The sequence below is a fragment of the Pectobacterium carotovorum genome, assembly GCA_016415585.1.
Taxonomy (GTDB): Bacteria; Pseudomonadota; Gammaproteobacteria; order Enterobacterales; family Enterobacteriaceae; genus Pectobacterium; species Pectobacterium carotovorum_K.
On record CP066552.1, the window covers coordinates 1,742,878 to 1,769,613 of the forward strand.

General features: G+C 51.8%; 27 protein-coding genes and 3 pseudogenes. 14 read left to right on the forward strand and 16 right to left on the reverse strand.

The features are described from left to right. Positions 1 to 75: 75 nt before the first annotated feature. The 7 genes and pseudogenes from JFY74_07675 to JFY74_07705 form a co-directional block, all read right to left on the reverse strand. Positions 76 to 912: an ABC transporter ATP-binding protein gene (locus JFY74_07675; protein ID QQG29903.1), complete on the reverse strand. Its 837-nt coding sequence runs from the start codon at positions 910 to 912 to the stop codon at positions 76 to 78. Next, complete coding sequence (locus JFY74_07680; GenBank protein ID QQG29904.1) at positions 909 to 1,748, reverse strand: ABC transporter ATP-binding protein; 840 nt, start codon at positions 1,746 to 1,748, stop codon at positions 909 to 911. Before JFY74_07680 ends, JFY74_07675 begins: the two co-directional genes overlap by 4 nt. Before the next feature lie 185 nt (positions 1,749 to 1,933). Then, positions 1,934 to 2,338, reverse strand: a pseudogene (locus tag JFY74_07685) (transposase). A 112-nt stretch (positions 2,339 to 2,450) separates the two neighbouring features. Then, the gene (locus tag JFY74_07690; GenBank protein ID QQG29905.1) at positions 2,451 to 2,657 is read right to left on the reverse strand and encodes a hypothetical protein; all 207 of its coding nucleotides are present in this window, start codon (positions 2,655 to 2,657) and stop codon (positions 2,451 to 2,453) included. 143 nt (positions 2,658 to 2,800) lie between these two features. Continuing rightward, complete coding sequence (locus JFY74_07695) at positions 2,801 to 4,594, reverse strand: aryl-sulfate sulfotransferase (GenBank protein ID QQG29906.1); 1,794 nt, start codon at positions 4,592 to 4,594, stop codon at positions 2,801 to 2,803. 16 nt (positions 4,595 to 4,610) lie between these two features. Continuing rightward, positions 4,611 to 5,420, reverse strand: a complete 810-nt coding sequence (locus JFY74_07700; GenBank protein ID QQG29907.1) for an ABC transporter ATP-binding protein — start codon at positions 5,418 to 5,420, stop codon at positions 4,611 to 4,613. Beyond that, positions 5,417 to 7,030, reverse strand: coding sequence for an ABC transporter permease (locus JFY74_07705; GenBank protein QQG29908.1), 1,614 nt, complete (start codon positions 7,028 to 7,030; stop codon positions 5,417 to 5,419). The genes JFY74_07700 and JFY74_07705 overlap by 4 nt, the downstream gene beginning before the upstream one ends. A gap of 238 nt (positions 7,031 to 7,268) precedes the next feature. Here JFY74_07705 and JFY74_07710 point away from each other — a divergent pair, with 238 nt between their 5' ends. Next, positions 7,269 to 8,405: an ABC transporter substrate-binding protein gene (locus JFY74_07710; protein QQG29909.1), complete on the forward strand. Its 1,137-nt coding sequence runs from the start codon at positions 7,269 to 7,271 to the stop codon at positions 8,403 to 8,405. 12 nt (positions 8,406 to 8,417) lie between these two features. Here JFY74_07710 and JFY74_07715 read toward each other — a convergent pair whose 3' ends face one another. Then, the gene (locus tag JFY74_07715) at positions 8,418 to 9,356 is read right to left on the reverse strand and encodes a LysR family transcriptional regulator (protein QQG29910.1); all 939 of its coding nucleotides are present in this window, start codon (positions 9,354 to 9,356) and stop codon (positions 8,418 to 8,420) included. Positions 9,357 to 9,501: 145 nt separating this feature from the next. Continuing rightward, positions 9,502 to 9,759 (reverse strand): annotated as a pseudogene (locus JFY74_07720) (CDP-diacylglycerol diphosphatase). Between JFY74_07720 and JFY74_07725 the strand changes: the two are divergent. Next, a pseudogene (locus JFY74_07725) lies at positions 9,751 to 9,915 on the forward strand (ATP-binding cassette domain-containing protein). The pseudogenes JFY74_07720 and JFY74_07725 overlap by 9 nt on opposite strands. A 93-nt stretch (positions 9,916 to 10,008) precedes the next feature. Here JFY74_07725 and JFY74_07730 read toward each other — a convergent pair. Beyond that, positions 10,009 to 10,746, reverse strand: a complete 738-nt coding sequence (locus JFY74_07730) for a LuxR family transcriptional regulator (GenBank protein QQG29911.1) — start codon at positions 10,744 to 10,746, stop codon at positions 10,009 to 10,011. Positions 10,747 to 11,763: 1,017 nt separating this feature from the next. Here JFY74_07730 and JFY74_07735 point away from each other — a divergent pair. From JFY74_07735 to JFY74_07750, 4 genes are all read left to right on the forward strand, one after another. Further along, positions 11,764 to 12,003: a hypothetical protein gene (locus JFY74_07735; GenBank protein QQG29912.1), complete on the forward strand. Its 240-nt coding sequence runs from the start codon at positions 11,764 to 11,766 to the stop codon at positions 12,001 to 12,003. 120 nt (positions 12,004 to 12,123) lie between these two features. Next, positions 12,124 to 12,666, forward strand: a complete 543-nt coding sequence (locus JFY74_07740) for a hypothetical protein (protein QQG29913.1) — start codon at positions 12,124 to 12,126, stop codon at positions 12,664 to 12,666. A gap of 647 nt (positions 12,667 to 13,313) precedes the next feature. Continuing rightward, positions 13,314 to 13,640: a hypothetical protein gene (locus tag JFY74_07745; GenBank protein ID QQG29914.1), complete on the forward strand. Its 327-nt coding sequence runs from the start codon at positions 13,314 to 13,316 to the stop codon at positions 13,638 to 13,640. Positions 13,641 to 14,469: 829 nt separating this feature from the next. Beyond that, positions 14,470 to 15,441 (forward strand): chemotaxis protein CheV, encoded by a 972-nt coding sequence (locus JFY74_07750; GenBank protein ID QQG29915.1) that lies wholly within the window; start codon positions 14,470 to 14,472, stop codon positions 15,439 to 15,441. A 115-nt stretch (positions 15,442 to 15,556) separates the two neighbouring features. Here JFY74_07750 and yghU read toward each other — a convergent pair whose 3' ends face one another. Both yghU and JFY74_07760 read right to left on the reverse strand, forming a co-directional pair. After that, positions 15,557 to 16,396 (reverse strand): glutathione-dependent disulfide-bond oxidoreductase, encoded by an 840-nt coding sequence (yghU, locus tag JFY74_07755; protein ID QQG29916.1) that lies wholly within the window; start codon positions 16,394 to 16,396, stop codon positions 15,557 to 15,559. Positions 16,397 to 16,560: 164 nt separating this feature from the next. Further along, positions 16,561 to 17,172: an NAD(P)-dependent oxidoreductase gene (locus JFY74_07760; GenBank protein QQG29917.1), complete on the reverse strand. Its 612-nt coding sequence runs from the start codon at positions 17,170 to 17,172 to the stop codon at positions 16,561 to 16,563. A 102-nt stretch (positions 17,173 to 17,274) separates the two neighbouring features. On the opposite strand from JFY74_07760, the gene JFY74_07765 reads away from it, so the two are divergent. From JFY74_07765 to JFY74_07775, 3 genes are all read left to right on the forward strand, one after another. Then, positions 17,275 to 17,715 (forward strand): helix-turn-helix transcriptional regulator, encoded by a 441-nt coding sequence (locus JFY74_07765; GenBank protein QQG29918.1) that lies wholly within the window; start codon positions 17,275 to 17,277, stop codon positions 17,713 to 17,715. Between the two features lie 226 nt (positions 17,716 to 17,941). After that, entirely contained in the window at positions 17,942 to 18,295 is a 354-nt protein-coding gene (locus JFY74_07770) for a type II toxin-antitoxin system RelE/ParE family toxin (GenBank protein ID QQG29919.1), read from the forward strand. A 4-nt stretch (positions 18,296 to 18,299) separates the two neighbouring features. Then, complete coding sequence (locus JFY74_07775; GenBank protein QQG29920.1) at positions 18,300 to 18,602, forward strand: helix-turn-helix transcriptional regulator; 303 nt, start codon at positions 18,300 to 18,302, stop codon at positions 18,600 to 18,602. A gap of 36 nt (positions 18,603 to 18,638) precedes the next feature. Here JFY74_07775 and JFY74_07780 read toward each other — a convergent pair whose 3' ends face one another. After that, a complete protein-coding gene (locus JFY74_07780; protein ID QQG29921.1) occupies positions 18,639 to 19,643 on the reverse strand; it encodes a threonine/serine dehydratase in 1,005 nt (334 codons plus the stop codon). Positions 19,644 to 19,695: 52 nt separating this feature from the next. Here JFY74_07780 and JFY74_07785 point away from each other — a divergent pair, with 52 nt between their 5' ends. After that, positions 19,696 to 20,034: a helix-turn-helix transcriptional regulator gene (locus JFY74_07785; GenBank protein QQG29922.1), complete on the forward strand. Its 339-nt coding sequence runs from the start codon at positions 19,696 to 19,698 to the stop codon at positions 20,032 to 20,034. Between the two features lie 15 nt (positions 20,035 to 20,049). On the opposite strand, the gene JFY74_07790 is transcribed toward JFY74_07785, so the two are convergent. Then, positions 20,050 to 20,454, reverse strand: a complete 405-nt coding sequence (locus JFY74_07790) for a helix-turn-helix transcriptional regulator (protein QQG29923.1) — start codon at positions 20,452 to 20,454, stop codon at positions 20,050 to 20,052. A gap of 77 nt (positions 20,455 to 20,531) precedes the next feature. Between JFY74_07790 and JFY74_07795 the strand changes: the two genes are divergently transcribed. Together JFY74_07795 and JFY74_07800 are read left to right on the forward strand one after the other, a co-directional pair. Then, positions 20,532 to 20,957: a DoxX family protein gene (locus tag JFY74_07795; protein ID QQG29924.1), complete on the forward strand. Its 426-nt coding sequence runs from the start codon at positions 20,532 to 20,534 to the stop codon at positions 20,955 to 20,957. A 119-nt stretch (positions 20,958 to 21,076) separates the two neighbouring features. Next, complete coding sequence (locus tag JFY74_07800) at positions 21,077 to 21,712, forward strand: NAD(P)H-binding protein (protein ID QQG29925.1); 636 nt, start codon at positions 21,077 to 21,079, stop codon at positions 21,710 to 21,712. 219 nt (positions 21,713 to 21,931) lie between these two features. Here JFY74_07800 and JFY74_07805 read toward each other — a convergent pair whose 3' ends face one another. Together JFY74_07805 and JFY74_07810 are read right to left on the reverse strand one after the other, a co-directional pair. Continuing rightward, a complete protein-coding gene (locus JFY74_07805; GenBank protein ID QQG29926.1) occupies positions 21,932 to 23,131 on the reverse strand; it encodes a multidrug effflux MFS transporter in 1,200 nt (399 codons plus the stop codon). Between the two features lie 168 nt (positions 23,132 to 23,299). Beyond that, positions 23,300 to 24,535 carry an MFS transporter gene (locus JFY74_07810; protein ID QQG29927.1) on the reverse strand — a complete coding sequence of 412 codons (1,236 nt, stop codon included), beginning with the start codon at positions 24,533 to 24,535 and terminating at the stop codon, positions 23,300 to 23,302. 66 nt (positions 24,536 to 24,601) lie between these two features. Between JFY74_07810 and JFY74_07815 the strand changes: the two genes are divergently transcribed. Next, a complete protein-coding gene (locus JFY74_07815) occupies positions 24,602 to 25,057 on the forward strand; it encodes a helix-turn-helix domain-containing protein (GenBank protein ID QQG29928.1) in 456 nt (151 codons plus the stop codon). Positions 25,058 to 25,256: 199 nt separating this feature from the next. Next, entirely contained in the window at positions 25,257 to 26,693 is a 1,437-nt protein-coding gene (locus JFY74_07820) for a family 1 glycosylhydrolase (GenBank protein QQG29929.1), read from the forward strand. The last annotated feature ends 43 nt before the right edge of the window (positions 26,694 to 26,736 follow it).

Below are 26,736 nucleotides of genomic sequence, written 5' to 3' on the forward strand. Positions count from 1 at the left end.
CGTTATAAAAAGCCCGTTACGGGGGAATGTGTTATTGATGCGATATTTTATTGTAAAAAGCGCGTTTTCAGCGAGCTAATAGCCTGACGTCGATAGCGTGGGGACGGCCTGCAACAGATGAGCGGTGTGCGCCTGCTGCGGTGAAGCCAGCACCTCTGTCGTGGGGCGATCTTCAATAATGCGTCCGCCGTCCATGACCAGCATTCTGTCGCACAGCCCGGCGAGCATGGATATATCGTGCGAGACCATCAGCAAGCCCATTTTGTTTTGTTCGGTGACCTGCTGAAGCAGGTTTTTAATTTGTTCACGCAGCGGTAAATCCAGACCGCTGACAGGCTCGTCTGCCAGTAAAAATTCGGGTCGAACAATCAGCGCTCGCGCCAGCGTGACACGCTGTGCCTGTCCCCCGGAAAGCTGCCCGGCGACCTTATTCAGAAGCGTGACGCTCAGTCCTACCTGATCCATGACTTCGCCCAAGCGGGCAGAATGGTTTCCATTAGCGTGACGGTTTTCATCGGGACGGAGTCGCTTCAGCGGCTCGGTGAGGAGATCGGCGACGCGCTGACGTGGCGCGAACGAGCCTGCCGGATCCTGCGGAATGTACTGAACGCGTCGGCGATACCAGAGCAGTGAACGTACCGAACCGGGTTTAATCAGGTTGCCGTCGCAGTACACCGCACCACTTTCTGGCGCTTCGAGTGCGAGCAGGGTTTTTAGCAGCGTGGATTTACCACAGCCGGAGGCACCGACCAGCCCGACGCGTTCGTGCTGTTGCAGGTTCAGCGACAGGTCGTGAAAAATGGCACTGGCAGGATCGGCCTTTTGCCACGGCAAACGTGACGTCTGGCGATAGCGGCTGACGTGCTCAAGGCTTAAAAACGGTGAGGGAACCGCATGCAGGTGGTGGTTCATCCGGCAAGCGCTCCGGCAACAGCGGTGGGTAACACCGTGTCAGGAAAAAGATTGTCAGATAAAAGCGTGTCAGCGCGACGTGCGGCAGCGACCAGACTGCGGGTATACGGCTGCTGTGGTGCATTCAGTAGTTGCTGCATACTGCCGGATTCAATGACTCGCCCGTTTTCCATCACCAGGCCACGCTGGCAGAGTTGGGCGGCAACGGCGATATCATGCGTAATAAACAGCAGGGCGGGAGCATCCGGCTGTGCGCTACGTTCCTGTAAGACCTGCAATACCTGCTTCTGGGTAATGACATCGAGCGCGGTTGTCGGTTCGTCCGCCACCAGCAGGCGTGTCTTGCCGAGTAGGGCGAGGGTAATACAAATGCGCTGGCGCTGGCCGCCGGACAGTTCGGCAGGATAGCGTTGCAGGAGGTTGGGAATATCATCCAGCTTCATGGCAGCCAGCAGTGCAGAAAGCTCAATGGAAGAAGGGGTTTTCAACGCCAGAGACAGCTGTTTTCCCAACGGCATGAGGGGATTAAGCGCCGTTGCGGAGTCCTGGAACACGGCAGAGACGCGGCTGGCCTGCGGGCGCGCCAGCGCTTTCAACTGGCTGACCGCTTCGCCATTCACCCGAATACTGCCGCTAATCTGGCAGCCTGACGGCGGTGTGCCGATGACAGCTTTGGCGGTGAGGGATTTACCGGAACCGGATGCACCGAGTAAACAGACACGTTCACCCGCGAACAGCGTAAAGCTGATATCGCTGACCTTGGTTGCACCACCAATAGACAGGCTCAGGTTCTCTACCTGAAGAATGGCGTCTGTATGTCTGTTCCAGTTAATCATGGCTAACGTATAGGGTTAGTGTAAATCGATATGTAATAACATAACAAATTACAACTACGTGATGCAAAGGAAATGTGATCCAGAGCGTATAAATTGGCGCCGCGACGCAGCCTTAGCTGACCGCGTCGATGATGAAAAAGAGGGGGAAGGATAAATCGTAGGAAAGCGTGATGTATCTTTAGAGCCTACTCATTCGATGAATCAACAAGCTGTGCCAGTTCCGCCGCGCTCAACTGAGTAATCTGACAAACCTGAGCAGGTTCCATGCCGCTAAGTAGAAGCTGACGAGCGATATTTCGAGCACTGGCTTTCATACCTTGCTCTATGCCATGTTGTATTCCCTGCTCCATGCCGCGCTGTATCCCCTGCTGTATGCCTTTTTCAAACCCGATTTTCTCAAGCTGCTGTGCGATGGTCATGATCGCCTCCCGATCCGTTGACAGAGACTGCGCGACGGCCTCAATAAACTCTGCTGGCCTTGAGGTGTTGCCGCTTCGTGCGATGTAAAACAGTATCGCTCTTTTTTGCGGCAGCGGTACCTGCCAGCGCTCAAATAATAGCCCGATATCCTGTGCTAATTCCAGTATATCGAGCTGTATGGCTACCTCTTAGCCACATTCCCATGAAGATTCAGAGGTCGTTTCGTGCGCTGCACTGCCGCTACTCATTTGTGATATCGAACACGCGCCCGACTCAGGGCGCTCAATTGCCGTCGCCCTGAGAACCCTGGCTTCCGGCTAAATTATGCCGCTGCGCGGTGCCATCGATGGACATGACCGCTAGTCGAGCCGCCAGTGACGCGATTACTCGCCCCATAAATGGACCTCGCCCTTTGGGCCAGCACAAGTGCTGTTCAAAAACGTCGTTGACGTTTTTGTCCGACGCGGCACTGACTTTCGCGGCGTCCATGCCGCTCACTCGGCGGCCACGTCCACCGCTGCATAATTTTTTAAGCCGGATATAACCCACTGCAGGTTGAGGCATTTGTGTAAGAGGCAGAGAACAGATAGACGCGATCTCACTGGGAGCGAGATCGCGTTAAGGTGTGAGGGTTAGCTCTGTTGCGTGGTCAGCCACTGGCGCAGGCGTTCGGGCTGTTGGGCGCCGCTCAGACGTGCTTGTTCTTCACCGTTTTCGAGCCAGAGCAGAGTTGGCAGCGTTCTCACCGCCAATTTCTCCGCTAGGGCAATGTGATGATCGGCGTCCAGATAATGACTTGGTAATTGACGGTATTCCTCGTTATCCAGAATCACTTCTAACTGGCGATAGAGGCTTTTGCAGTGGACGCAGCGCTCCGCGCCGACCAGCAGCAACTGCGGGCCACGTTGCGCTGCCAGTTCAGGCCAACGGTCGGCGGTGAGTGGCGCAAAACGCTCACGGTTGACGGCAAAGAGCTTCGGACTGCGCTTGAGGTCTTCGCTGTCGGTCGCGACACACAGGGCATCGCCGCTCTTTTTATAAGGGCGCGTACCGTCAATACGAATCACGCTGGCGAAGCCGGGCGCGGCGGCTCCGGGCTGGCGTAGTTGAGTATTATCAGGGGCAATCACCGGAGTTTCCTGTGGGCGCGACAGCTGCGGCACCCATTCATAGGGGACGCGGTAGGCGCGGTACAGCATATTGGTGTTCACCGTCTTGCCCCAATAGGGGGAAATAAACTCCCAGACAATTTCATGATCGGCGGTGACTTCAAACAACCGACCATTGGCCCCTTCGTTAATCAGCGTATTGCCGTTCGGCAGGCGCTGGATGTTACTGATGTACGGGCTGTAAAAACGGAAGGCGTCAGTCGGGTGCGGAATGCCCGCTTCGTAGGGCGAATAGCGCCAGACAATATCCAGCGTGACTGGGTTGATTTCCAGCACGCGGGAATAGTCACGCCAGGCGTTTTTTACCCCGTCAGCCGATGCCGGGTTGGGCGCGCCGTAGCCAGCCCAGCCGCCGTTATCAAACACCAGAATATTGCCCGCGCCCGGTAAGCCTGCGGGGATCATATGCGCGTGGTGCTGGCCGATAATCCAGCCGATATGTTTGAGCTCAGGCGTGTTGTAGTTGGGGCCAAGCTGCCAGACGATATTACCGCTCTGCTTGTCGATGATGGCAATGATGTTGGATTCGCGCGCGTCCCAGATGATGTTATCTGGGTGGAAACGGGTATCGCCTTGATCGAACCACGGATTGGGACCGAGTGCCGACATGGAGTTGATGTGCATCCAGTCGCCCATCCCACCGCCGCTTTTGCGCAGGTTGGGATTGTTGTACAGCGCGGTTTTTGCGTCGTCATCAAAGCCCAGTTCATCGAAATGGTCGCTGCAACGCCATTCCCACAAAATGTTGCCCTCCCAGTCCACTTCGATGATGGTGTCGTCGAGCAGCAGTTTGTCGCTGATCCGTTCATTATGCAGGTTGGTATGCGCCAGCAATAATGTGTTGCCGCCAATCGACTGCGGTTCCTGACCCGGCGCGTAATAGCCGACCGGATTGCCGCTGCGCTGGTAGTCATGGTGGACGCGTGCCATCCATTCTGGCGGAAGGTCAGGATCGGTAATGTATTCATAGCCGTTGAATTTCCAGACGACGTTACCGTCCCAGTCGACCTGAATCAGATCGACCATGTCCTGCATGCCGTAGCGTGAATCACGTTCGCCGCTGTGCCCGAGGATGTAGCCGCCGGGCAGGATTTTGTTGGGGAAGCCGTGCAGGCCTTCCCACAGGCGCAGTTCGGTGCCGTTCATATCCACTAGCACCGCGCCACGTTCCAGCGCCTGAAAGACGGTGTAGCCGCCCCAGGCTTTTTCCGGGTTGTAAATCGTTGTGCTGGTCGGGTAGACGGAAGGGTGTCCCATAATGGTGCTCCAGTGTTTACGTGTTCAGAGAAGAGAGGTCGGCAGCCGTGTCGGCAGGCTGCGTCAACAGTGCGAGCAGGTCGCTGCACTGCTGGTGAAAGGCCTGACTGTCACGCTGGCGCGGATGCGGCAGCGAAATGGTCGCAATCTGGCGGATACGGCCCGGTCGCGGTGCCAGCACGACGACGCGATCGGCGAGATAGACGGCTTCCTCGACGTCGTGCGTGACCAGCAGCGTGGTCGTGCCTTCCGCCTGATGAATGCGGCGCAGCTCCTGCTGCATCTGCTGGCGGGTCAACGCATCCAGCGCGCCAAAAGGTTCATCCAGCATCAGGATGCGTGGATTGGCGACGAGTCCGCGAGCGATAGCCACACGCTGCGCCATGCCGCCGGAAAGCTGGGCGGGTAGGGCATCGGCAAAATCCTGCAAATGGACGAGTTGAATAAAGTGGTCGATCAGGCGCTTCTGCTCTTTGTTATCGATGGCTTCATTCGCCAGTCCAAGTGCGATGTTTTGCCGCACCGTCAGCCACGGAAACAGGCGTGGTTCCTGAAACACCATGCCACGCTCACGCCCGATGCCGCGCACGGTTTTCCCTTCGACCAGCACGCGTCCCTGATAGTCGTTGTCCAGCCCAACCAACATGCGCAGCAGCGTGGATTTGCCGCAACCGCTGCTGCCGACAATCGCCACCAGCTCACCGCTGTGAATCGACAGTGAAAAATCATCGATTACCGTCAACGACTCGCCCTGTACACGAAACTGTTTACGCAGCCGATCGAACTGTACGACTGGCGGTGATACCTCAAGGGTTGTGGACGTCATGCGATTTCTCCTGCGGAACGCCAGCGCGTCATCCGCTGTTCCAGACCTAATCCGACGCGGTCGAGCACCGCGCCCGTTAATCCAATCAACAGTATGCCGCTGATAATCAGGGGCATATCCAGTAGCTGTTGGGCGTTGATCATCAGGCTGCCGATCCCGGTGCCGGATGACATGAAATATTCAGCACCGATGGTGCCAAGCCAGGCGTAAATCAGCGACAGACGTAAACCGGCGAAGATCGCGGGCGCGGCCCCTGGCAGGATCAGCACCCGCAAGCGAGTTGATAAACGCAGTTGCAACACCTGTGCAACTTCCTGTAAAGCCTGTGAGCGCTGGCGGATACCGCGATGGCTGGCCACCAGCATGGGGAAGAACGAGGCCAGCGCGACAAACGTGATTTTCCCGGTTTCATCGTTGCCGACCCAGGCGGTCAGCAGCGGCAGCCAGGCAAACAGCGCGATCTGACGCAGCGTCGCGACCGTAGGCGTGAAGAGCGCGTCGCTGGTGGCATTCAGCCCCAGCAGCACGCCGCACACGAGGCCCGCGACAATCCCGCATACCGCACCGGCGAGCGCGCGGGTCAGACTGGCCTGCATCGCCTCGGTGAGCGAGCCGTCACGCACGCCTTGCAACAGCATGTGCCACACGTCGGCGGGCGGTGGCAGCAGTAGCGGATCGATCCAGCCGAAACGGCTGGCCTGTTGCCAGAGCAGCAGAAGCAGAAAAGGCAAAACCAACGCCGATAAGCGACGAGACGGTGCGGCGGTTAAGCGGCTGAGCGGCGGATGTGGCCAGAAAACCAGACGGCGTTCCAGTTGATTGATTGCCCACTCCATCGTCAGCCCTGCCAGCCCAATGACGGCGATACAGACAAACACAATATCCAACTGAAACAGCTGGCGTCCCCATACCAGCAGGTAGCCAATGCCCTGCGATGATGCCAGCAGTTCGACCACGATCAGCGACACCCACGCCTGCGAGAGCGCCAGCCGTAAGCCGGTTAACCAAGTGGGTAGCGCGGCGGGCAGCGTCAATTTGATGAGGCGCTGATACCACGGCAGGCGCAGAGTGCGAGCGACTTCCTGTAGTGCATGCGGCACGTTACGCACGCCTGTTTGCGTATGCAGTGTCACGGGGATAATCACGGCCTTGATGATGACGGCGAGCTTCAGGCCGTCATCGATGCCGAACAGCACCATAAACAGCGGTATCCAACCCAGCGTTGGAATTTGTGCCAGCGCGTAGACCGTCGGGTGCAGCAGGTGTTCGGCACGGCGTGAGGCTCCCATCAGCGCACCAAGTAGCGTCCCCGCCAGTACGCCAGCCAGCAGGCCGCTAGCTAGCCGTTGCAGGCTGATAAAGAGCTGCGGCAGGAGATCGTTGTGCCAAAGTTCGACGGCGGTTTTAGCGACGATGTCGGGAGCCGGGAGAATCTGGGAAGGCATCCAGCCGTAATGGGTGCTGATATACCACAACGCCAGCAGCGCCAGCGGCACAATTAGTGGTACTACAAGCGGCACCCCTATTGACACGACAAGAGAATAGACCCGCGCTACCGGCAGTGCAGGCCAGACGATCGCGTTTTTTTTCAGCAGTATCGACTTATTCATTTTATTCCCGAAAACCATCGCAGCTGGATGAATAGGGAATAAAAAACAGGTTTCAAGGTTGAACGCCAATGCAATAAAGCGATGGTCGTCGTGCAATAAATGCATACGCGTAGCCCAAGCCCGCCAGCCCTGATTTATGCTTTTTTCCGCTGAACAAACCTGTAAATGTTATTTAAGACTGACGCCGACGGTTCGCTAGTTTCATGGTAGATGAAACGAATTATTAAGGAAAAACCGTATGCAGCACGCCACCCTGTTGATGACCGCCTCGCCGATAACGGCATCTTCCCGCTGGCGCTGGGGGATGAAGGTATTAAGTACGGCCTTGCTGATGGGCGCCGCGCTCGTTTCCACCGTTCAGGCAAACGACGCTGCCCCGCAGGAGGCACAGAAGCCGACGGAGATTCGTATTGGTTTGCCGGATCAGAGTGCAGGCAGCAAACCCTTTATTCGCGGGCCGCTGGGGTTGGCGCATATTCGCCAACAGTTGGAGAAGGAATTTGAGCCGCAGGGTATCAACATTCGCTGGTCGTTCTTTAAAGGAGCGGGCCCAGCGGTGAATGAGGCGCTGGCAAACAAGCAGCTGGATGTGGTGTATCTGGGCGATCTGGCGGCTATTATCGGCCGTGCGGGTAGTCTGCCAACGCGGGTGCTGGTGGGGTCGCGCGGCTCGAATTCTTATCTGGCGGCGACGCCGGAATCGGGTATTCAACGCATTGAAGATTTACGCGGCAAGCGGATTGCGGTCTACAAGGGAACGGCCGATCAGCTGTCGTTTGAGCGCGCGATTAAAAGCGTCGGGCTAAACGAGCGCGATGTGCGAGTCATTAATCTGGACTGGACGGCAGGCAAGGCCGCACTGGCGGCCAGACGCGTGGATGCGGTGTGGGGCGGCGTCTCTCTGCTGGCGTTGCGTAAGCAGGGCATCAATATTGTGACCACCAGCCGGGCGCTGGGCTGGCCGAATACCACGCAGGCCGCGGTGTTGGCGACGCAGGACTTTATCGACCGCTACCCGGGCACGACGCAGCAACTGGTGAATGTGCTGGTGGACAATGCGCAGTGGATCGGCGATGCACAGCACCTGCCGGAATACACTGCGCTCATGGCCGAGCAGAGTCAGATTCCGCAGACGATTTTTCAGGAAGAATTGAAAGCGGAGGATCTCCCTTTCCAAAGCTCGCCGCGTCTCGATCCGTTCCTGCTCAGCAGCTTGCAGGACAGCATTGAGCGGGCGAAAGCCGCCGGGTTGATTCGCAGCACGTTCTCGGCCAGCGACTGGTTTGCCGGCCAGTTTGTTGACCGGGCGCTGAAAGCCAAAGGGCTGGAATCGAACTGGGCAGTGTATGACGCCAGCGGTAATCCTGCGAAATAATCACGAATGCGCTCACAGGGTCGGTAGTGCCGGAGCCGGTGAGCGCAGCCTGTCCTGTGCCAATATGCTTTCGATCATCAGCTCGGCCAGCGGTGGTAGCGTTCTCTGCAAACAGGTGACAATACCGAAGCGGGTTTGCATATTTGCCCATTCCGGCGGCGTGCCTGTCAGTGGAATTTCTACCAGTTGATGACTTAATCGACCCAGCGCAAAGCCATCCTCGCTGGCAAAGCTGATGGCCTGCGTATGCCGCAGGATGCTGAAAACAGAATAGATATGGTCACACTGAATCTGTGGCCGATAATCGGGCTGGCGCGTTAAGGCGGCCAGTACCTTGCGCATGCCGACGGGCATAAAAGGGGAGGCGAGCGGAAAGCGCAGGAGATCGTCCGGCGTGACGTTTGCCTGCTGTACCAGCGGGTGTGAAGAGTGGCAGATAAAAAAGCAGCGCTGCTGGCTTAATGGCTGGACATGAAGGTTGGTTTCCATTTCGGCCTGCCAGGTATCGGCAACGATAAAAGGCCACTCATCGGCTAGCAGTCGTTCACGCAGGGATTGCCAGTTATCCACGCTGTAGGTGACTCTGGCTCGCGGACGAAGGGCGTGGAAATGCGCTACCGCCTTGGGGATCAGCGTGGTAGACGGTGCCGGGCCGCAGCCAAACGTCAGTTCGCCTTCCTGTGCCTCGCTGATCTGCCGCATGTCGGTCATCAGTTCCCAGGACAGCTCCTGCATACGCTGTGCAAACGGCAGCAGCGTATTGCCCTGCCACGTCAGCGCAAAGCGGCGGCTCTGGCGATCGATAAGCGGATGCCCCATCGTTTGTTCCAGCGCCTGAATGCTGCGGCTGAATGCCGATTGCGACAGGCAGACGGCCTCAGCGGCCTGTACAAAACTCCCATGTTCGGCCAGCGCAAGAAAATTGCGTAATTGCCGTAAATCCAGATGCATATTGCGGCTACCTACCGTATCGATTTTTCCCACTTTTTAGGCGGAGGTCGGCTGGCAACGCAATGAACAAAACGTTATAAGTTATAGCGAATTGATTACGATGGGACCTCAGCGCACGGCGAGCGCCGCCTGGCGCGGTCAGCGGCTATTTCGCCAGCGCACAGGACAAATCCTGAATTTCTTCCACAGATCCGAGACTCATATTGAACACGTCCAAACTGCTGGCGAGCAGCACCTTTTCGCCTGCTGACGTGGAAACCATCGCAAGGCCGTATTTGCCGATCGACTCATTCTGCTGCTGGGCGTAGCGATCGAGCGTTTTGAACGGATCGCTTTGCGCCAGTTCGTTCACCGCGAGCGTTTTTGCCAGATAGACGTGCCCGTTAATTTTTACCAGCAGCGTATTTCGATAGCACGGGCATTATTAAAGGAAGCGCGGATTGTGATTCTGGACGAACCGACGGCGGCGTTGGATACCGAAAGCGAGTTAGCCGTACAGCGTGCGGTTGACCGACTAATGCAGGACAAGACGGTGATTGTCATCGTGCATCGGTTATCGCGAGTTGTGGAACGCGCAACAACAGTGCAAGTGTCTACCCACTATCCTCCTATTATAAGGAGTCGATATAAGGTGGAATAGACGTGATGGCGATTATAACGGTTCAGGTTTGATGAGCTGTAATTCCACGCCGAGTCTGATGGCGTGTTTAGCATTCAGGACACCGAGTTTTTTTACCACATTACCGATATGGAATTTCACTGTACTGATTTTGATATCCAGAATCAGCGCAATTTCTGGGTAGGTTTTTCCCATACTTGCCCAGTAGAGAATTTCATTTTCACGCTGGGAGAAAATTTCTTTATCGCCTTGTTTTTTGCTCTGAGAGCTTTGCGTCATCTCTTTGTAAAGTGTAGTGATTTTCTCATGAATGGTAATGAGCAGCATTTGCAGTTTGTCTTTGTTTTCCTCAACAATATTTTCCATATCTGTTGGCGTATTTTCTTCAAACATAATAGATAACGCCGCCAGATTATTATTGTTGTCATGCAAGACAAAGGTATAACCATTAACAATATCGTACTCTTTTGACAGATTAAAAATCCTGGAGAGCTTTAGCTTAGAGTTAATAACGATTTTGTCCTCCCACGAGAACGGCGAGACTTTATTTATTGCCATCAAAATAACCGGGTCGATATGCTGATAGTTATTTTCTTTATAGGTATTAATCCATTCTTTCGGGTAATTTGAGATGATCACAACCTGAGACGGATTTTTTTTGTTCATGATCATGTAAGCGTATTTCAGGTCGCCATACTGCTTTAATTTTCGGCCAAGATAGCTTTTTATCGTGTTATTGATAATTTCATTATCAGAGAAAAATACAGACATGTAACGGCCTCAATAAAAAGCGAGAAATTATCCATTACGTAGATGGATCCGCAAAAGTATAGTATCAACCTATACCTAAGTCTAACTATTGTTACTCTATGATGTCACTTATAATCTCTTCATGAACAGGGCAATCCATAAAAATGTTAAGATAGAGTAATTTTTAAAAAATTGTTACAAATTAATTTGCCAACCTAGGGAATTACCCATAATTTTGTTCCTGTTTTGTCAGCTGAATTTAGGGTGCGTGGCGTTAAGCCACCGCCCTAAAGCAGTCACTCCGTTATGCTGCAAATTGCATAGACGTTATACGCTGGCTTTGTTACCCCGCCTACCTCTGAGCTTCGTTCCCGTCCTAAAAGACTGCTGCTAGCTCCGCTAGAATCTGCTTCTCACAGATTTGTTGTTCCCTATGTGCCAACGAAAATATTTTTTCCTGAAATTCTAATTGGTTAGGGGGGGCTATTCTGGCTCGGATGGTAAATGAGCGATTTTAATTTGCTCTGGTCTAAATAACTATTCGGTATTTCACCGTAAATTTTCGGCCGAGATGGTTAGGCATTTCGAGGCTAATATCGTGTAGTATGAAATAATTTCGCTTGTTTTGACACCTCGAATAGTGCCAGTTTTTCATCAGACGCTACGGTTTCTTTCCCTGCTGATTATTCCGGTCAACTGGCGGTAAACGTCGATACGTGACAAATTTGAATGATCTTATTTTGCTGTCATGTCCTTTAAAGAATCTGATAATCAGAAAAAGCTATACAAAAGAGGGTAAAACGACACATTCATTATTCCTCTCAGGGATATTTTTATGACAATAATAATTATTATGAAAATTTTATATAAAAGCTATTTTATCTTTGCGGGATTTTTTTTGTTATTTCGTGACAAATTAAGAACTCAGGATGGAATTAAATTGTATTTCTAGTTTAAGAAATGTGATGGTTGAAATTACTATATAATGCTGAAAATAATTAGCTCCCTGAAATATTATCAAAGAATAGAGGTTACGCTATGACTACATTATTCACCCCTTATATCGATGTTACTATTGATGCGCTATGGTCTGATTGGCAAAATTACCCAGATGGGCGTCCTAATCCACTGTATTCTAAACAAGCAGTTGAGTGGGGAGTTAGTGGGTTAATATTTGGATTTATTACACTATCCCCTTCACGTCAGGCCTGTTGGGCTGCAAACGATAAGATGCCTTTAAACTGGGCGGTACCTTTAGCAAATGATTTAAATGCTTAAAATCAAGATGTCGTCATCTCATTTGGCGGTGCCGCTAACTCAGATATATCAACAGTATTCAGTGTACAGGAACTCATTAGCACCTATCAGCAGGCTATTGATGAATACCATGCTGTTGGTTTGGATTTTGATTTAGAGAACGGACTTTATAATATTAATAATATTCTTGAAGCACTTGGCACGGTTCAAAAGAATAATCCGAAGATCAAACTTTCTTTTACATTACCAACCATGCCGACTGGTCTCACCACTGAAAGGTTGGCGATTGTTCAACAGGCCGCCAATGCTAAGTTGGATTTCATAGTAAATGCCATGGCAATGGATTATGACGATCCTCAATATGCCCATAATATGGGGCAAGCGGCAATCGATGCTGCGAAAAGTATCTGCGCTCAACTGAAAAATATCTCTATCAATGGAGGATACAGCAAGGTTGCTATTACGCCAATGGTTGGGCTAAATGACGACTTGAGCATATTTAAATTGGCTGATGCCACCATGTTGGCAACTTTCGCTAAAGAGCAATCACTAGGCTTCCTTGGTATATGGGACTTCAATCGTGACAACCCTTCGTCATACACTTATGTAGATTTGACCACCAGTAGTAATCCTGAACAAAAAATTTCTGGGGAGTATTGCCAGCGTTTTGTTAGTGCAGGCTAATGAAGTTAATACAGAGTGATTAATAATTTATTAATTTCACTCCTAATTGTTATAATTTCAAATTTTATGTGTGTTGACTGCACTTAATTACCCTAATTCATTACCTGAGTGTTATTGCGGAAAGGAAATATTTATCAGGATATTACTGTGTAGGTATGATGCAGGATGATGATGTATAAAAATGGAAAAAATGACAGTGCAAGGACGCCCCACTTTACTTGATTTATTAATTGATAACTTTTACATATTGTATTATTTATCATAAAGATGATTTTGTAGGGTAACTAAATTTAATGTTATTTAATTACGTCAATATTATTTCGGCGGTGAAAATAAATTTATTTTCACCGCGTTATTTTATATTTAATTAAAGAGCGGTTGTGAAATTAAAATATATTGTTTTTTTGTTTTTTTGTTTTTTTGTTTTCTTTTTTTGTTTAGCCAATTAAGCCATGCCGTTGTAATTGGAGGGGTTGTTGCGATAGAACATTCATGGCCTGAAAACGCAGAATTTAATAAATTATCTTTTTTTCAGCAGGTAATTAACGATGGAGGAATAGATTCCCACTACTATTGGGCAAATCAATTTCATTTTAAACAAGGAAATGACGGGTATATTGGCTTACAAAATAGGGGGGATAACACCCATGCCTTTAATTACGCTATCTGGGATGCAAAAGGATGGAAAAGCGGTGAGTGTAGTTTCAGAAGGGAATGAACAACTTTCTTCCTGTTATGTGATGGGGGTTCAACGTTCTATCTTTCTGGCCCCACTAGGCGATGACAAAACGGAGGCAGAACAGAGCACTTATACTTACGGGAACTGTAATAATCCTTATGTGGTACAAACTTCGGGTACCGATAATGCTTGTACCAATACTATAAAAAATCTTGGAGCGATAGCCTCTCCCGATGCACCAGAAGTATCGATTGTTAATGCCAGTTGGCTGCGGCAACCATTTCGGGTGCATTAGAAAAAGTCGATTTAGTCGCTATTCGTTCTCAAGATGGCCGTTGGGCATCAAATATTTATTTCCCGCAGCCTGACTCGCTTAAATGGAAATCAATATTTGTGAGCCATCAAGCGGGTTACAGTACATCGATTCATGTAAATGGCGGTGTTACGGAGATAAGCAAGGGCCAGCACCTGATGTATATGTCCGATGGTAGCCGTTGGAAGGTGATTGATCCTACCTAAGGTTATCAACTTAATCATATCGCCACACCTACTTAGTGTTTTTGCGTTCGCGGTTATTTTACCTTTTTCATGCGGAGCGTGAGTGCGCTATGTGGGTGCTGTTCTTTGTCAGAAAAACCCTGTAGTTTCCTTGGCTACTTTGGTTTGGTTCTACGCCATTATTTATTCTGCACTTCAAGCATCAATTCTCGACCGGGATGATTAGGTATTACTCATAAGTAAACTGCATGCGTGTTTTTTGACGGTGGCGTCTAGAGCTACGCAAGATTTTCTTCTCAGGCAACATTTCTGTCACGATTTGGGATAAGGTGTTGGCAAATTCTGCCGATATTAATGATTCAGGGAATGTTATCTGCACCTTAAGGATGCTAGCCGACTGTTATACTGAAGAGGGCTGATATCCGTCTACTGGTCCGATGATTGCCATCGTTGGATGATGAGGTTGACACACTTAACAAATATTTACGTTTGACGCTGGATAAGATTGAAGAACACGGCTATCACGTACAGTGGAGCGGTCGGATGTTGGTTCCTGTTTGCTCACATCTCGAATGTTGCCTTGTTACGGTATACCTATAATGACAATGACTCGCACTGAGGAAAGCATGGATAATTTTCAAAAAGAAATCGATGAGAGAACAAACCTCACCTCTGCTAATAAATTTGAACTCTTATTATTCCAGCTGGGCAAATCACCTGAAGGTGGCAAATCGGAGCTGTTTGGCATCAACGTGTTTAAACTGCGTGAAATTGTGCCGATGCCTACGCTGACCAAAGCGGCTGGCATGAAATCGCCGATGCTGGGTATGGTCAACATTCGTGGACAAATCATTCCCGTTATCGATCTGCCTGCCGTGGTTGGTAGTTCATCGGAAACTGGCCTGAACATTCTTCTTATCACGGAATATGCACGTAGTACGCAGGCATTCGCCGTGGAATCAGTCGACGATATCGTTCGTCTGGAATGGAGTCAGGTTCTGGCCGCTGAAGCGGGCGTGAGCAGCTCTTATATCACAAGTATCGCGCGTCTTGATAACGACAAAGACAGCAACCGTCTGGCGCTGGTGCTGGATGTTGAACAGATTCTGTTTGATATCATTCCCGGCGATCGCGAAACCAAGCTCAAGAACGCAGAAGAGAAAACTTACCCCTATACGCCAGGTGCGATTGCGATTGTGGCGGAAGATTCCAAAGTCGCTCGTTCGCTGCTTGAGCAGGGGCTAACCCAGATGGGCATTCCGTTTAGTATGCACATCACCGGACAGGATGCCTGGAACAAGATTCGACAAATTGCGCAAGAAGCACAGTCAGAAGGCCGACCTATCTCGGACAAGATCTCGCTTGTCCTGACCGATTTGGAAATGCCGGAAATGGACGGCTTTACGCTGACAAGAAACATCAAGCGTGAAGAGTTCCTGAAGAATATCCCGGTGGTGATCCACTCTTCACTGTCCGGTAGCGCGAACGAAGATCACGTACGCAATGTTGGCGCAGATGCTTACGTCGCGAAATTTGAGATCAACGAATTGTCGACGGCGATTCAGACGGTACTGAATAAAGTGAAAGTACGCCGCTAATTAGTCAAGCGCGCGTATTACCACATTCGGCCTTTGCCTCCTCCTTGACGGGAGAGGGCAGAGGCCGATTTTTTTAGTCGTTGAATACGACCAGCATTGATCTGGCGGCAGAAGATTAATCCAAATCAGATGCCTGATGGCGCTCGGCGACCTGCTCAGACTCTTCACCCCAGGTGCGGTTGACCTTGCGGCCACGGATCACCGCCGGACGGGCGGCAATCTCGTCAGCCCAACGAATCACATGCGTATATTCGTGTACGGACAGGAACTCTCCGGCTGAGTAAAGCGCATTTTGTACCAGCCCCCCGTACCACGGCCAAACCGCAATATCGGCAATCGTATAGCTGTCGCCGGCCAGATAGCGGTTCTCTGCCAGTCGACGGTTGAGCACATCCAACTGACGCTTGGTTTCCATCGTGAAGCGGTTGATCGGGTATTCAAATTTTTCCGGCGCGTAAGCGTAGAAATGGCCGAATCCACCGCCAACGTAAGGAGCGGAACCCATCTGCCAGAAGAGCCAGTTCAGGGTTTCCGTACGCGTTGCGAGGTCGTTCGACAGCAGCGCACCAAACTTCTCGGCCAGATACACCAGAATGGAACCGGACTCGAACACGCGAACCGGTTTTTCGCCGCTTTGGTCAAGCAAGGCGGGGATCTTGGAGTTCGGGTTGACGTCGACAAACCCGCTGGAGAACTGATCTCCATCACCTATCTTAATCAGCCAGGCATCGTACTCTGCTCCCGAATGGCCTAGCGCCAGCAGCTCTTCCAGCATGATTGTCACTTTCACGCCATTTGGCGTTGCCAGCGAGTAAAGCTGAAGTGGATGCTTGCCAACGGGCAGCGCTTTTTCGTGCGTTGGGCCAGCGATTGGGCGGTTAATATTGGCGAAGGCACCGCCGGAAGAGGCGGGCTGCCAGACTTTTGGCGGCACATAGGTTGGGGACGTAGCCATTCAAAATCTCCTTATGCATGAAAAGAGAGCGAGTTAAGTCAACACCATAACAAACTCACGCGGCTCGCTGATACCGTTCTGTTCTATCTCTACTTATTTAGGGTATAACGCGAGATCCGCACATTTCTGAGGGAAGGAATCAATGTACGGATCGCCGTCAAGGCTTAATAGCCGACGGTAAAGCGCTGACGAGTGTGTGCTGGGTTTTCAATTTCATCAACCAGCGCAACGGCATAGTCTTCGAAAGAGATACTGCTGCCTTTATCGTTACTCAGCAGCGCGTCTTTGCCGAGGCGGAAGGTGCCTGTGCGTTGACCCGGAACAAATTCGGCGGACGGCGAGAGGAACGACCAATCAAGATTGTTTTCCTGTTTTAACAAGTCGAGGAAGGCTGCGCCGCGAGAGGCTTCAGGACGATAAGCATCAGGAAAATTTGGCTGATCGATCAGGCGCTGGCCGGGCGCAATTTCAAGGCTCCCCGCGCCGCCGACGACCAGATAGCGTTTCACGCCTGCGGCTTTAACGGCTGCAATCAGGGTAGCTGGATCGGACGAACCAAATTTAACGGCGCTGACCACGACGTCATGTCCTTTGAATAATGCGACGAGAGCATCTTTGTCCAGTGCGTCACCCTGCTTGGCGGTAACGTTCGGCAGTGAAGCAATTTTTTCTGGCGAGCGTGCGATGGCGGTGACTGTATGCCCACGGTCCGATAATTCTTTAAGAATGCGTGAACCGGCATCGCCTGAGGCGCCAATGAGTGCGATATGTGACATGTAGACTCCTTATTTTCTTTTTTTGGGACTAAGTAACAAAAATAGACTATAGAGAATCTGGATGGTACATTCCCGACTTTCTCTCCACAAGAAGTCACCGGTATGCAACCAGGTCACACAACAATGACTAATGACACCCTCACCAATGACGCGGTTAGCCAAAAAACATCGCCAGCGGAAAACCCCGACGATTTCGCGTTTGATAATCCATGCCCGATCCGTGATGTGCTGGATCGCATCGGCGATCGGTGGAGTTTGTTAATACTAGAAGCGCTGGCGCAACAGACGCTGCGTTTTAATGAATTACATCGCCATATCGACGATATTTCGCGTCAGATGCTGTCACGCACGCTAAAACGACTCGAAGCTGATGGGTTCATACATCGGACGATCTATGCGGAAGTTCCCCCGCGCGTGGAATACACGCTGACGCCATTAGGGCACTCCTTTTTGCAACCCATGCAGTTGTTGATTCAGTGGGCTGATAAGAACCATGCCGAAATTTGCCGCTCTCGCCGTCAGGCCAGACAAAACAATGCTTGAACGGCCATTTGACGCTTAATCAATTGCTCTCTCCAATCTAAATATCACCGCACCGTGCGACCTTGCTCGCACGGTGCTGGCAATGCTATTTCATCTGCATAGAAGTATTGGAATTCACCTTCCGATTTCTCTCACTGGCCTGTGCATATCTTCTGCTGTCGCTTCATAATCTGAATTATAGCCTTTCATCTATATAGGGTTTGATCTATATTTATAAGGGGGATTTGTGTGGAGAATTGAAACGACGGACGTGTTTGATAGCTGGTTCAGCGCCTTAAACGATAGGGATCGAGCTTGCGTGCTTGCAGCACTTATCGTGTTGCGGGAAAAAGGTCCAATGTTATCCAGACCTTATGCCGATACGGTTAAAGGTTCTCGCTATAGCAACATGAAAGAGCTGCGTATTCAGAGCCGAGGAACGCCGATACGGGCATTTTTTGCCTTCGACCCACATCGTACAGGGATCCTGCTCTGCGCGGGCAATAAGTCCGGTAATGAAAAGCGCTTTTACGATGAGATGCTCCCGTTTGCTGAGCGGGAGTTAACAAATTATCTGAAAAAATCAGAGAAGAGGGAGTAATGCTATGGGCAGAACACTGGAACAGCTTCTTGCGGATGAAAAGCCAGAGGTCGTGGTCGATGCTCACGCTATAGCGACAGAGATGCTGCTCAACATTCATCTCGCCGAACTGCGTGAGAGGGTGCAAAAAACGCAAGTAGAAATGGCGCAGGTGCTTGGGTTAAAACAGCCGACCGTGGCGGTAATGGAGAAACCCGGTCGCGATCTGAAACTTTCCACGCTTAAACGCTATGTCGAAGCGACTGGCAGTAAGCTACGTCTTGATGTTGAACTACCGGACGGCTCGCATTACGAATTTATGCTGTAACGCCTCCGCAGGTTACCCAGCAAAGAGGTGCTTGTTCTACCGGTTTACGTCGGCTGTCGCCTCATTAAGTAGCGTGAGATAGCGTGAACTCGAAATATTCCTGCCGGTGACGACGCAGGCGGTTTTGCGTCCGCCAATCTCCTTCGCGTAGCGAATGGCTCCCGCGACGGCAGGTACCCCTGAAGGCTCGACAACGTGGCGATGCAGATCGAGCATTGACAGCATCGCGGCTTTGATTTCGTCTTCAGAGACGGTGAACACGCGATCGACGCGATCACGAACCAGCGGCCAGGTCATCGCGCTGGGCTCTATATAGCCACTCACACCCTCGGCGATGGAGGGGGCCAGATCGACGGGAATCGCTTCACCCGCTTCTTTCCAGCGAGCGAACGTTGGGCTCGCTTCACTCTGTATGCCCCACACTTCGATAGCGGGGTTGATTGCCTTGGCTGCTGTCGCAATCCCTGAGACCAGTCCGCCGCCGCCGATATTCACCAGGATGATCTCCGCATCCATCCAGTCTTCCATAATCTCAAGACCGACGGTGCCACCACCCGCAATCATATGTGGGTTATCGTAGGCCGAAACGAAGGTGGCACCAGACTGTTGTGCAGCCACTATCGCCGCCTGCCGCGCGTCTTCGATGTCATCAAAGAACGTAATACGCGCACCACAGCCTTTCATGGCTGCGACCTTCATGGGATCTGCCGCGCGTGGTAAAAAGATGGTTACGGGGATGCCCGCGACCTGCCCGGCATAGGCGAGCCCTAACCCGTGGTTTCCTGCCGTTGGGGCGATGACGCCAACGCGGCGCTGTTCTGCATCCAGATTGGCAAGAACGTTTGCCGCGCCACGCAGCTTAAAGCTACCGGTCTGCTGAAGATTTTCCATTTTGAGTCGAATTTCTGCACCAACAAGAGCGGATAATTCCTGCGAGTGGTCTAGCGGTGTTCTGCGTATTGTTGCTTTGATCTGCTGAGAGGCGGCGTAAATGTCCTTCAGCGTTACAGAGTCGGTTGCCCTTTGGTGTTTGCTTGTCATAGTATTCTCCTATCAACTGTATATGGAAATGATTATATAGGTATTTGGCTATATGAACAAGCAGGCAACGACAACGGCCGACTTGCTGCGAGCGCTCGGCAATGAACAGCGGCTTATCATTCTGGAATGGCTGGCGGATCCCCGTGCACACTTCCCGAAACAGCAGGACGGGGATCTGGTTAAGGACGGAGTGTGTGTTGGGTTTATCACTGAGAAGATCGGCCTGAGCCAGCCGACCGTCACCGGTCATCTGCAATATCTTTCGAAAGCCGGGATTGTCACATCGAAACGCATCAAAAACTGGGTGTTCTACAAACTCGTCCCTGAGCGCTTAGACGAGGCAACCACCGTATTGTCTGAGCTGGTCAAGACAGCCTCTCGCCAGCAGTAAAGGGCGCTAAAATTATTACTTTCCCTGCGATTTTGGCCTGGCTGTGCGTCCCCGCGCAGCAGATTTGACGGGCACCGTTTGGCCGTATTCCATCCACCACGCTGTTAATGCTTGCATCGTTGGCCCAAGCCCGCGTGCTTTCGGCGTAATTTCATACTCGACACGTGGAGGCACTTCCGCGAAAACGGTGCGAGATACCAGACCATCCGTTTCCAGCTCGCGCAGTTGGGCCGTCAGCATGTGTTGAGTAATGCCGGGAATTGCTTTTCGGAGTTCTCCGAAGCGATAAATCCGTTGATTGAGCAACCACATAATTTCTAGTTTCCACTTGCCTGCCAGCAGCCCAAATGCCCGGCGCATTTCCTCGTGCATGTTGATCTCAGGGGTGCCATTAGTCTTGTTTTCCATACTAACCATCATTATTTCATCCTACTTGCGGTAATTCATGTTAGCAGACATTCTGCGCCAACATTGGTAAACACGCTTAAGGAAATGTCATGCAAGCACACTACATTTACTGGGTCAGTACCGCACTGTTGTCACTGCTGTATATCGCCTCCGCGACGATATACCTCACCAAAAGAGAGTGGGTCCGCCAGACGATAATTAACTTTGGTTATCCCGGTTATCTTGTGCCGATCCTCACCACAGTGAAGCTCCTCGCTGTCGCTACCATCCTCTCCCGCATTAGCGTGCCGCTCAGCGATCTGGCCTATGCGGGCATGTTCTTTCATCTGCTTCTTTCGGCTATTGCGCATATTGGCGTGCGCAAACCTAGCGGCGCATTACCCGCAGGACTGGGGCTGGTCTTTTTGCTCGTTTCATTTGCCACCCAAAATACAGCGCACGACACTTCTTCGCCCTATGGCGGCGTTATCGCGTGGCAACACCTGACGTTCAGCGGACAGGGGAGCGCGCACTGAAGCGTCTGAGTCTGGTAAGCCGTCGGTTATTACTGACTCGCTTACCTGCCGATGGCAGCCTTGTTTTTTGACATTTCACATCTTGGTTATTCATTTTGATAAATACATAAAGGTGCAACATGAAAGTGACATTGTTCGGCGCGACGGGGAAGACAGGGCGTTATTTAATCGCCGAAGGCCTTAAACGTGGAATTGAACTGACGATATTTGCGCGCACAGGTTCTTTATTTGAAGATTCAAACGTCCGCGTTATTCGCGGTGAATTCACGGACAAAGAAGCGTTAAAAGACGCTATTCAGGGCGCAGATGCTGTGTTGTCCGCGCTTGGCCCAACCGCATTCAAGCACCCTAAAGCGTTACCGATTACCCAAGCGATGCAATCCATTATTACGGTGATGAAACAGGAAAATGTCACCCGCCTGATTGCTATATCGACCGGAACGGCGGCTGACCCAGACGACGGTTCGGACTGGAGAATTCGGTTGCCTGCATGGTTGATCAAAATAATGATGGCGAGCGCTTATCAGGACATTATTGCTCTCGCAAAAACAATCCGCGCCTCGGAATTAGATTGGACGTTGGTCCGCGTCGCTTTTCTTAATAATAATCCTGCGTCGAGTTACCTCAACGTGGGGCTTTATGGTAAGACCAAACACACCATGATGTTATCGCGGGAAGAAGTAGCGACGTTCATGTTCGATCAGCTATTCGATGGACAATTTATAAAGATGGCACCAGGAATTAGCACCGGATGAAATACGTCTACAGTATTGCTCCAGCGTGAATGTAGTCGCATTGTTTCTAATTCATTACTCGTCCAAATCAGCCGGTTTGGAGCGTATCTAACCAGTGGGTGACCGTTTCGGTCGTTTTTCTTTCCTGATCGCATTCAATAACGAGTGGCTTTCTCCATCGGTTCTCTGGTGTCAGGTTCCTTATCGTTCCGATGATGGACAAGTTTAATGTGTTACTCGCTAACTGGCTGTCTTCGTGACTGGTGTGGTGAGTGCGATTACCGCGCTGGCTGCGGTAAACAAGGCGATGATCCACGCCATTGTCCACGGCGTCCCATCGCTCAGTAGCGCAAGCAGCAAGGAGGAGATAATGCCGCTGCCGTACTGTAGCGCCCCTATTAATGCTGACGCAGAACCGGCCATGTTTGGCACCGCATCAAGTGCGGCGGCTGTTGACGTTGCGGCGATGATGCCGTTCATCGAAAAGAACACGAACACCGAGACCACAATCAGAATTATTCCCCCGATATGCAGTTTCGTACCTATAGCCAGAATGAACGATGCGGCGGCTGCGATCAGCACGGCAAATTTAAGCAGTCTTTCTAGCGAGTAGCGCTGAACCAGATGACGGTTTACCACGCTCATGCCCATAACACCGACGATATTCAGCGCAAATAGCCAGCCGTAATGCTGTGGATCGATACCGAAGTAGGTGATGTAGACAAAGGCCGAACCGGTAATAAAGGCGTAGGCGGCAACATAATAGAACGTCAGGCATAAGGTGAAACGCATGAAGTTCGCGTTCGTCAGCAGCGCGTAATAGTTGCGAAAGGCGCTGGGCAACGACGCTTTCACTCGCCTGTCTGCGGGAAGCGTTTCGGGCAGCCAGCGTAATGAAATCAGCATAGCGATGCCAATCACCGTCAGCAGCCAAAAAATGGCGTGCCATGATGTCACGTTGATCAATTGCCCGCCGAGTAGCGGCCCGGCAATCGGCGCAATCGCCATCACGATCATGAGCGTTGAGAGCATTTGCGCTGCGCGAGTACGGCTAAAGAGGTCGCGAATCATCGCACGAGCCAGCATCGGGCCTGTACATGCTCCCAGCGCCTGAAAGATACGCCAAAAAACGATCTGCGGCATATCTGTAGACAGGGCGCAGCCGACGGAGCCGATGATAAACAGAACCATACCAATAAACAGCGGTATTCGGCGGCCCAGATGATCGCTTAACGGTCCCCAAATCAGCTGTGCGATGCAAAAGCCGATTAAAAAGCCAGTGATGGTTAGCTCTGCATTCCCCTGCAAATCCTTCGCCATGATGGGCATAGCCGGTAAATAAATGTCTGTCGATAAAGAGGTAAACGCCATCAGTGCACTGAGAATGGCAATAAAAAATAGCCCTGACGTTTTTTCTGGGCGCGTCTGAATTTGAGTCATATCTGTCCATTTGGTTTTATATTCTTTGGATTATCTTACTGGGATTACGCCCCGTGATAATCGTGCGCGACTGGATAGACGTTATGAATGATGCTCATAAATCAGCGGTGATTTATACCGGGAAAGGGGCGCTGTCGCCCCGAATTCAAAAGGTGCATGTCTGATCTGTTATCGGGTGGCCTGTTTCCACTTTGGTAGTCGGGTAAATGCGATGGCGACAAGCACCATACCGCCAGCCAGAAAGAAGGTGAGCTGCATGCCATTCGCGAGGGCAGCGGGTGCAGCATGGGTAAAATCTTCCGTGCCGACCCCTAAAGCGAAAACCTGCCCCATGATCGAGGCACCGGCGATCAACCCAATATTGCGCGACAGGTTGAGCAGGCCAGAAATGGTACCGCGCTGGTTTCCGGGAACCTCGGCAAGGGTGGCGGTGTTGTTGGCCGCCTGAAAGAGCTGGTAGCCCGGCGTCAGGACAATAATGGCAAGAATGTATCCCGTGACGCCGAGCAGATTGGGCAGGATCGCCAGCATAAAGGTGCCGGTAACCACGAGAGAGAGCCCAGCGGTGAGAGCCCGTCTAAACCCCCAGGTATCAACCAATCGCCCTGATGGAATCCCGCTAAAGGTCGCAACGGCAGGGCCAATGGCCATCACCAGTCCCACCAGCGTTTCCTTCAGTCCAAGACCCAGGCCAAGATAGTAGGGGCCAACGATTAACGTCGTCATAATAACGGCAGTGACGGCCGCATTGATTGTGAGATTCGGCAACAGCGTAGTGTTCCATAACGACAATCCCCCTGAGAGCGACGCTTTTTCCTTCACCGGCGTGGCTGGCAGTAGAGTAAAGGCCATGAACAGAACGATCGTGACCAGTGGGATCTGTATCCAGAACAGGCTACGCCATCCCGCTATTGCAAGCAGGAATCCCCCAACAGAAGGGCCAAGCGCAGTACCCAGTGCGGATACTGTTCCCACTATCCCCATTGCTCGCCCGGCATGCTTCTCCCCAGCTGTCTGCCTCAGCAGTGCCATGCCGAGCGTCATCAGAAAGGCCGCACTGATCCCCTGAAATGCTCTTGCCGCGATAAGTTGCCACAGTTGGGGGGCAATGGCGCATAGTAGCGAAGCGATGGCGAAGAGCCCAAGACCAGTGATGAACACGGGCTTCAGCCCATAGCGATCGCCAAGGCGACCCGCGATCACAACTGAAAGTGCCATGGCTGCAAGATAGGCGATCACCACGGCCTGCACCTGCGCGAAGGGCGCTGAAAATACCGCTGTCAGCGTCGGAAGGGCAATATTGGCAATGCTTGTCCCCAGCGAGGCTGACAGTATTGCGAGCGCCAGTGTGAGGGTGATCCCCGGTTTGGCCTGATCTGGTTCGTCCGGTTGGTTAATTGTCATTTTTTATCCTTGTCAGAATGTGGGTTCCAGAGCATGCTACGAATTAAAGTCGACTTGAGGTCAAGCATGAAATTTCTGGATATAGGCGAAATCGCGGAGAAGAGTGGGATCAAGCCTTCGGCGCTGCGTTATTACGAGGAGATTGGGCTGATTGCGTCGGTGTCTCGGAATGGGCTCCGGCGGCAGTTTCCTGCCGACGTGCTGCTGCAACTTAGGTTGATTACGATGGGGAAATCGGCGGGGTTCTCACTGCAAGAAATCGCTGGCATGTTTAACAAGGATGGGATGCCGGACTTGCCCCGCGCCGCGCTGCATCAGAAAGCCGACGACATCGATCGGCAAATTCAGGAGTTGAAGGTATTGCGTGACACGCTGCGGCACGTCGCCGACTGTTCTGCGCCATCGCATATGGAATGTCCGACGTTCAGGAAGCTCGTTGAAACCACGCACCGAAGAGGCCAGATGCAGGATAAAACGAGTAAGCCAGCCACGCGAAAGGTGCCTCCGAAGGTGAAAAAATAAAGCGTAATTCGCTGTCCGTGGCGAATGCCCCTATGCTGGCGGACCCGCATATATCGGATATGCAACCGGTTTCTTATTTCTGTTCATGCCCTCTTTTTTCCTCTAGAATTTCTGCCATTCGGCGTGCGCTAAATCCAATCAATATCAGGCGGACGCGCGATTATCGATAACGAATCAGCATTGAGAAAGGATAAGTGCCATGAGCGAAAGATTTCCGCACGGCTTTATGTGGGGCGGGGCAACCGCAGCGAATCAGGTCGAAGGGGCCTACAATATCGACGGCAAAGGGTTGTCGATTGTGGATGCTATTCCCGGTGGTAAAGCGCGTTTAAACATCGTTGCTTCCGACGCGTTTGACTTCACGCTGGATGAACAGAGTTACACCTATCCTAACCATAAAGGCATCGACCACTATCATCGCTTTCGTGAGGATATTGCGCTGTTTGCCGAGATGGGCTTCAAATGCTATCGCTTTTCTATTGCCTGGACGCGCATCTACCCGAACGGCGTTGAGCAGCAGCCCAATGAAGCGGGGCTGAGTCACTACGAACAGGTGATTGATACCTGCATCGCCCACGGCATTGAGCCCGTAATTACGATCTCTCACTATGAGATGCCGCTGCACCTTGCCACCGTCTTCGGCGGCTGGAAAAACCGCGAGTTAATCGGTCACTTCGAGCGCTTTGCACGCACGGTGCTGGAGCGCTTCGGCCACAAAGTGAAGTACTGGATGACCTTTAACGAGATCAATAGTGCTGCCCACTTCCCAATCATGAGTCAGGGGCTGACGGTACAAACCGGCGCACTGGAGCCACAGGCGAAATTTCAGGCGTGGCATAACCAGTTTGTCGCCAGCAGTCTGGCGGTGAAAATTGCGCATGAGACCAATCCGCAGATCCAGATTGGCTGCATGATTCTGTTTGCCACTAACTACGCCTATGACTGTAACCCCATCAATCAGTTGGCGGCGCTGAAAGAGACTCAGTCATTTAACTTTTACTGCGCGGACGTGCAGGCGGGCGGGAAATATCCCTACTACGCGAAAAGCCTGTGGCAGTCGCTGGGCGTCACGCTGGATATTCAACCGGGGGATCTGGAGCTGATTAAGCAGCACACCGTCGACTATATCGGCTTCAGTTATTACATGTCTTCTACCACCTACAAAACTGACCCGGATGCGGCAGCAGCCCACGGCAACCTGCTGGGCGGGGCGCGCAATCCGTTCCTGGAAGCCAGCGAATGGGGCTGGGAAATTGATCCGGTAGGGCTGCGAATTGCGCTCAACCAGCTGTATGACCGCTACGAAAAACCGCTGTTTATCGTCGAAAACGGGTTGGGTGCGGTGGATAAGCCGGATGAAGATCGTTACATCGCCGATGACTATCGCATCAACTATTTGCGTCAGCACATCGAAGCAATGGCAGACGCGATTGCCGACGGTGTCGAACTGATGGGATATACCCCGTGGGGCTGCATCGATCTGGTCAGCATGTCTACCGGCGAGATGAGCAAACGCTACGGCTTCATCTACGTCGATCTGGATGACACAATCTCCGGCAGCGGCAACCGCTATAAGAAGAAATCGTTCCACTGGTATCAGAAAGTGATTGCCACTAATGGTGGTGATATCAGCTAAATGGATATTTCCCGGTGCTGGGGGTATGGGCATCGGGAATGTT

What these genes read in the sequence shown, in the direction of transcription:
- JFY74_07675 (QQG29903.1), bottom strand. Translation starts at nt 912, where the DNA reads ATGAACCACCACCTGCATGCGGTTCCCTCACCGTTTTTAAGCCTTGAG.
- JFY74_07680 (QQG29904.1), bottom strand. Translation starts at nt 1,748, where the DNA reads ATGATTAACTGGAACAGACATACAGACGCCATTCTTCAGGTAGAGAAC.
- JFY74_07690 (QQG29905.1), bottom strand. Translation starts at nt 2,657, where the DNA reads ATGGACGCCGCGAAAGTCAGTGCCGCGTCGGACAAAAACGTCAACGAC.
- JFY74_07695 (QQG29906.1), bottom strand. Translation starts at nt 4,594, where the DNA reads ATGGGACACCCTTCCGTCTACCCGACCAGCACAACGATTTACAACCCG.
- JFY74_07700 (QQG29907.1), bottom strand. Translation starts at nt 5,420, where the DNA reads ATGACGTCCACAACCCTTGAGGTATCACCGCCAGTCGTACAGTTCGAT.
- JFY74_07705 (QQG29908.1), bottom strand. Translation starts at nt 7,030, where the DNA reads ATGAATAAGTCGATACTGCTGAAAAAAAACGCGATCGTCTGGCCTGCA.
- JFY74_07710 (QQG29909.1), top strand. Translation starts at nt 7,269, where the DNA reads ATGCAGCACGCCACCCTGTTGATGACCGCCTCGCCGATAACGGCATCT.
- JFY74_07715 (QQG29910.1), bottom strand. Translation starts at nt 9,356, where the DNA reads ATGCATCTGGATTTACGGCAATTACGCAATTTTCTTGCGCTGGCCGAA.
- JFY74_07730 (QQG29911.1), bottom strand. Translation starts at nt 10,746, where the DNA reads ATGTCTGTATTTTTCTCTGATAATGAAATTATCAATAACACGATAAAA.
- JFY74_07735 (QQG29912.1), top strand. Translation starts at nt 11,764, where the DNA reads ATGACTACATTATTCACCCCTTATATCGATGTTACTATTGATGCGCTA.
- JFY74_07745 (QQG29914.1), top strand. Translation starts at nt 13,314, where the DNA reads ATGCCTTTAATTACGCTATCTGGGATGCAAAAGGATGGAAAAGCGGTG.
- JFY74_07750 (QQG29915.1), top strand. Translation starts at nt 14,470, where the DNA reads ATGGATAATTTTCAAAAAGAAATCGATGAGAGAACAAACCTCACCTCT.
- yghU (QQG29916.1), bottom strand. Translation starts at nt 16,396, where the DNA reads ATGGCTACGTCCCCAACCTATGTGCCGCCAAAAGTCTGGCAGCCCGCC.
- JFY74_07760 (QQG29917.1), bottom strand. Translation starts at nt 17,172, where the DNA reads ATGTCACATATCGCACTCATTGGCGCCTCAGGCGATGCCGGTTCACGC.
- JFY74_07765 (QQG29918.1), top strand. Translation starts at nt 17,275, where the DNA reads ATGCAACCAGGTCACACAACAATGACTAATGACACCCTCACCAATGAC.
- JFY74_07775 (QQG29920.1), top strand. Translation starts at nt 18,300, where the DNA reads ATGGGCAGAACACTGGAACAGCTTCTTGCGGATGAAAAGCCAGAGGTC.
- JFY74_07780 (QQG29921.1), bottom strand. Translation starts at nt 19,643, where the DNA reads ATGACAAGCAAACACCAAAGGGCAACCGACTCTGTAACGCTGAAGGAC.
- JFY74_07785 (QQG29922.1), top strand. Translation starts at nt 19,696, where the DNA reads ATGAACAAGCAGGCAACGACAACGGCCGACTTGCTGCGAGCGCTCGGC.
- JFY74_07790 (QQG29923.1), bottom strand. Translation starts at nt 20,454, where the DNA reads ATGATGGTTAGTATGGAAAACAAGACTAATGGCACCCCTGAGATCAAC.
- JFY74_07795 (QQG29924.1), top strand. Translation starts at nt 20,532, where the DNA reads ATGCAAGCACACTACATTTACTGGGTCAGTACCGCACTGTTGTCACTG.
- JFY74_07800 (QQG29925.1), top strand. Translation starts at nt 21,077, where the DNA reads ATGAAAGTGACATTGTTCGGCGCGACGGGGAAGACAGGGCGTTATTTA.
- JFY74_07805 (QQG29926.1), bottom strand. Translation starts at nt 23,131, where the DNA reads ATGACTCAAATTCAGACGCGCCCAGAAAAAACGTCAGGGCTATTTTTT.
- JFY74_07810 (QQG29927.1), bottom strand. Translation starts at nt 24,535, where the DNA reads ATGACAATTAACCAACCGGACGAACCAGATCAGGCCAAACCGGGGATC.
- JFY74_07815 (QQG29928.1), top strand. Translation starts at nt 24,602, where the DNA reads ATGAAATTTCTGGATATAGGCGAAATCGCGGAGAAGAGTGGGATCAAG.
- JFY74_07820 (QQG29929.1), top strand. Translation starts at nt 25,257, where the DNA reads ATGAGCGAAAGATTTCCGCACGGCTTTATGTGGGGCGGGGCAACCGCA.